This is a genomic window from Milkweed yellows phytoplasma str. MW1, from assembly GCF_000309485.1.
Lineage (GTDB): Bacteria > Bacillota_I > Bacilli_A > Acholeplasmatales > Acholeplasmataceae > Phytoplasma.
On the sequence record NZ_AKIL01000137.1, the window covers coordinates 1 to 4,186 of the forward strand.

Annotated in this window: 3 protein-coding genes; all 3 read left to right on the forward strand. The window is 29.5% G+C overall.

All coding sequences use genetic code 11. The features are described from left to right. Positions 1-43 precede the first annotated feature (43 nt). On the forward strand, positions 44-304 hold the full coding sequence (rpsT, locus tag RI76_RS02415) for a 30S ribosomal protein S20 (protein ID WP_017192556.1): 261 nt from the start codon (positions 44-46) through the stop codon (positions 302-304). Between the two features lie 238 nt (positions 305-542). Beyond that, positions 543-1,820, forward strand: coding sequence for a serine--tRNA ligase (gene serS, locus RI76_RS02420; protein WP_017192557.1), 1,278 nt, complete (start codon positions 543-545; stop codon positions 1,818-1,820). A gap of 53 nt (positions 1,821-1,873) precedes the next feature. After that, complete coding sequence (ftsH, locus tag RI76_RS02425; RefSeq protein ID WP_017192558.1) at positions 1,874-4,015, forward strand: ATP-dependent zinc metalloprotease FtsH; 2,142 nt, start codon at positions 1,874-1,876, stop codon at positions 4,013-4,015. The last annotated feature ends 171 nt before the right edge of the window (positions 4,016-4,186 follow it).

Below are 4,186 nucleotides of genomic sequence, written 5' to 3' on the forward strand. Positions count from 1 at the left end.
AAAATAAAAAAATATTTTTTGAATAAAAAGGGGTATTGATTAAATGGCAAATATTAAACAACAAAAAAAACGTAATAAGACTAACGAAAAACGTAGATTAAAGAATGCTTCTTACAAATCTTCCGTTAAAACAGCAATTAAAAAATTTAAATCTGCTGTGGTAGCTTCTGAAAAAACGCAAGCTTTAACATTATTAAATTACGTTAATAAAAAATTAGATAAAGGCTTATCCAAAGGAATTTATCGCTCTAACTTTGTTTCTAGAAACAAATCTAATTTCGCTAAAATGTTTAATCAAATTTAATGAATAAACATTTTTTCTTTAAAAACATTCTTTAAAAATCAATCAAAAAAATCAATAGCAAGATTATCATATCTTTTGGTCGATATGTTAATTTGTTTTTACTATTATAAAAAATTTTTTTAAAATCTCTATTATAAAATAGACTTAATAAAAATATTATCACAGTAGTTTTAATATTTGTCTTTTAGGTTTATTGTTTTTGTAATAACCGGATAAAATGAAGGATTATGTTAATATAATGTTAGACTTGAAATTTATAATTCAAAATATGGAATTAGTTATTCAAAAACTACAAACAAGACAAGAAGACTTTTCTTATTTAGAAGAACTTATTTTATTAAATCAATCGCGTAAAAATTTAATTGTTTCCATAGAACAAATGAGGTTTAAAAAAAATAATCTCTCTCGCTCTATAGGGATATTAAAAAGAGAAAACAAATCCATTGATGAAGAAGTGATCGCTAAAGAGGCTATTTCTAAAAAAGAATTAGAAGCATTAACGCAAGAACTACAAACCATCGAAAATAAAATTAATCACCTGTTGCATATTGTTCCTAATATTCCTCATGAATCTACCCCTATCGGTCAAAGCGAAGAAGATAATGTTGTTATTAAACATTTTATGAAACCAGAAGAACAACCTTTCCCTATTAAAGATCACGTGGAAATAGGTGAAAAATTAAATATTTTAGATTTAAAGGCGGCTGCTAAAGTAACTGGCAGCAGATTTGCTGTTTTAAAAGGAGCTGGAGCTCGTTTGGAAAGAGCTTTAATTAATTTTATGATGGATACGAACTCTCAAAAGGGTTATCAAGAAATCATCCCTCCTTTTATTGTCAACGAAAATTCAATGTTTTCTACCGGTCAATTACCTAAATTTGAAAAAGAACTTTTCAAATTAAAATTAGATAAATATAATTGGTATTTAAATCCGACTGCTGAAGTTCCTACTATTAATATCCATCGTAATGAAACTTTAAAGGCGGAACGATTACCCATTAAATATGTCAGTTTTACTACTTGTTTTAGACAAGAAGCAGGAGCTGCTGGAAAAGATACCAGAGGCATTTTAAGACAAAAACAATTTAATAAAGTTGAATTGATTCAATTTGTAGAACCTCAAAATTCTTACACCGTTTTAGAAGAAATGTTAAAAGATTCTGAAGAAATTTTGCAAAAGTTAAAAATACCTTATAGAGTGGTCGCTTTATCAACGGGCGATTTAGGTTTTAGTATGACTAAAACTTATGATATTGAGGTATGGTTGCCTAGTCAACAAAAATATCGCGAAATAGCTTCTATCAGTAATGCAGAAACTTTTCAAGCTCGAAGAGCCAATATTAAATTTAATAAAAATAAAAAAGATAAAAACGAATACGTTCATACTTTAAACGGATCAGCTTTAGCTATCGGACGAACTATGATCGCTATTATGGAAAATTATCAAAATAAAGACGGAAATATTGTAGTACCTGATGTTTTAAAAAGTTATATGGGAATCGATATTATTAAGTAACCTTTCAAAAGGTTGCAAAAACCATTGTGAAAGGAATTTAAGGGATAAAAATTATGAATAAATGGGAAGATAAATTAAAAAAAATTAATATTTGGTATATTATGATTTTCATTATCTCTATCGGTGCCATAATGTCTTTAAGAGGTGTAGTTCAAAAATCATTAAAAAAAGACGAATCTGAATTAGAAATATTAACTCTTTTAGACAAAAACGAATTGAAAATAAAACCTATTTTAACAAATGGTCTCCCTGTTTTATATGATTTAATAGTGACCTATAAAGAAGTTGATGATAAAAAAACCAAAAAATATTCTTTCGTTGATGAAGAAAGTTTTCACCGAATAAGGAACGAAGTGGAAAAAAAACACAAACCTTCTTCTCATAAAGTTTTGTTAGCTATAACTATTCAAGATCCTGACATGGGATTCGGTCCTTTAGTTTCTTCTTTAAGAATATCTTTAACAGTCTTGCTTATTTATTTTTTCTTTACAAGTATGAAAGATATCGGAAGCCAATTCTCAGAACAATTTGGTGATAAAAATAAAACTCAATTAAGAAGAGAAGTAGTTCAAAAACCAACTTTAACTTTTAAAGATATCGCTGGCGCTGACGAAGAAAAAGAAGAAATGAAGGAATTAATCGACTTTTTAAAAAACCCTAAGAAATACATAGATATGGGCGCCAGAATTCCTAAAGGAGTTTTATTATCAGGACCTCCCGGCACTGGTAAAACTTTATTAGCTAAAGCGGTTTCTGGCGAAGCTGGCGTTCCTTTCTTTGCTGCGTCTGGTTCAGATTTCGTAGAAATGTATGTTGGACTAGGAGCTTCTCGTGTAAGAAGTTTATTTAAAAAAGCTAAAATGAATGCTCCTTGTATTGTTTTTATCGATGAAATTGAAGCTATGGCTCGTAAAAGAGGATCTGATATGGGACATAGTGAAAACGAACAAACCTTAAACCAACTTTTAGTAGAAATGGATGGTTATAATAAGAATTCAGGCGTTATTGTTATTGCTGCAACTAACCAACCTGAACGCATAGATTCTGCGTTGTTAAGGCCAGGGCGTTTTGACCGTCAATTTACCATTAATTTACCCAGTTTAAAAGATCGTGAAGCTATTTTAAAACTACACGCTTCTAACAAAAAAATAGAAAAAGATATTAGTTTAGAAGAACTAGCTAAGGAAACACCAGGTTTCAGTGGCGCCCAATTAGAAGGTATTTTAAATGAAGCTGCTTTGCTAGCTACAAGAAGAAGAGCGAGCAAAATCAATAAAAATGATTTAAGCGAAGCTTTAGATAGAATTTTAATTGGTTCTATTAAAAAAGGCGGCAGATACACTAATAAAGAGAAAAAATTAGTTTCTTTCCATGAGGCAGGTCATGCAGTTATTGGTCTTACATTGCCCAATGCTAAAAAAGTACAAAAAATCACTATTATCCCTCGTGGTAAATCTGGCGGTTATAATTTGATGTTACCGGAAGAAGAAACTTATTTCTATTCTAAAAAAAGATTATTAGCCGAAATAACTTCTTATTTAGGCGGAAGGGCGGCAGAAGAATTATTTTTAGACGATATCTCTTCAGGTTCTTATGACGATTTCAAACAAGCAACTAAAATTGCGAGAATTATGGTGACTAAATTCGGAATGAGTGTTGTCGGATTAGCTCAATACGGAGAAGAAGCACCAACTTTTCACAAAGATTTTTCCGAATCTAAAGCTGTAGAAATTGACCAAGCTGTTCAAGATATTTTAACTAATGCTTACGCTGAAGCCAAACAAAAACTTTTAGACAACAAAGAACTTTTATTCAAAATCGCTGATTATTTATCTGAGATTGAAACTCTTTCTAAAAGAGATATTGATGAAATATTTGCAACTGGTAAAATCGCTTGGTACGAAGAAGAAAAACTTGCTAAAGCAGAAAAAGAAGAAGTCAATGATAAAGCAAAATTAAAAACTAAAGAAGAAAAAGAAGCTTTACTTTATAACGATTCTGATGAAGAAAACACATCTGAAGAACAAGCAAAAACTGTTTCTTCAAATGATAACAATGATGTATCAGAAGAAAAAAACACTAACTCATCCGAAGAATCAGATAATAAAAATGCAGAAAAAGAAACAACTATCGAAGATGAAAATCTAGAAGTTGATGGCAAAAGAGAAGAAAATGAACATGATAACGATGAATAAAATGAAGAATAATTCTGATTCATCAAAAAATATTTATTAAAAAAACTAAAAAATTACTTTTCCGTAACAAACCAAAAAATTTCTTCTTTTTGGTTTGTGTACTTTATTTAAAATAAATGTATTTTATTTATTAAAAATACATTTATATGTAGCAGATCGGAAGAGCGGTTC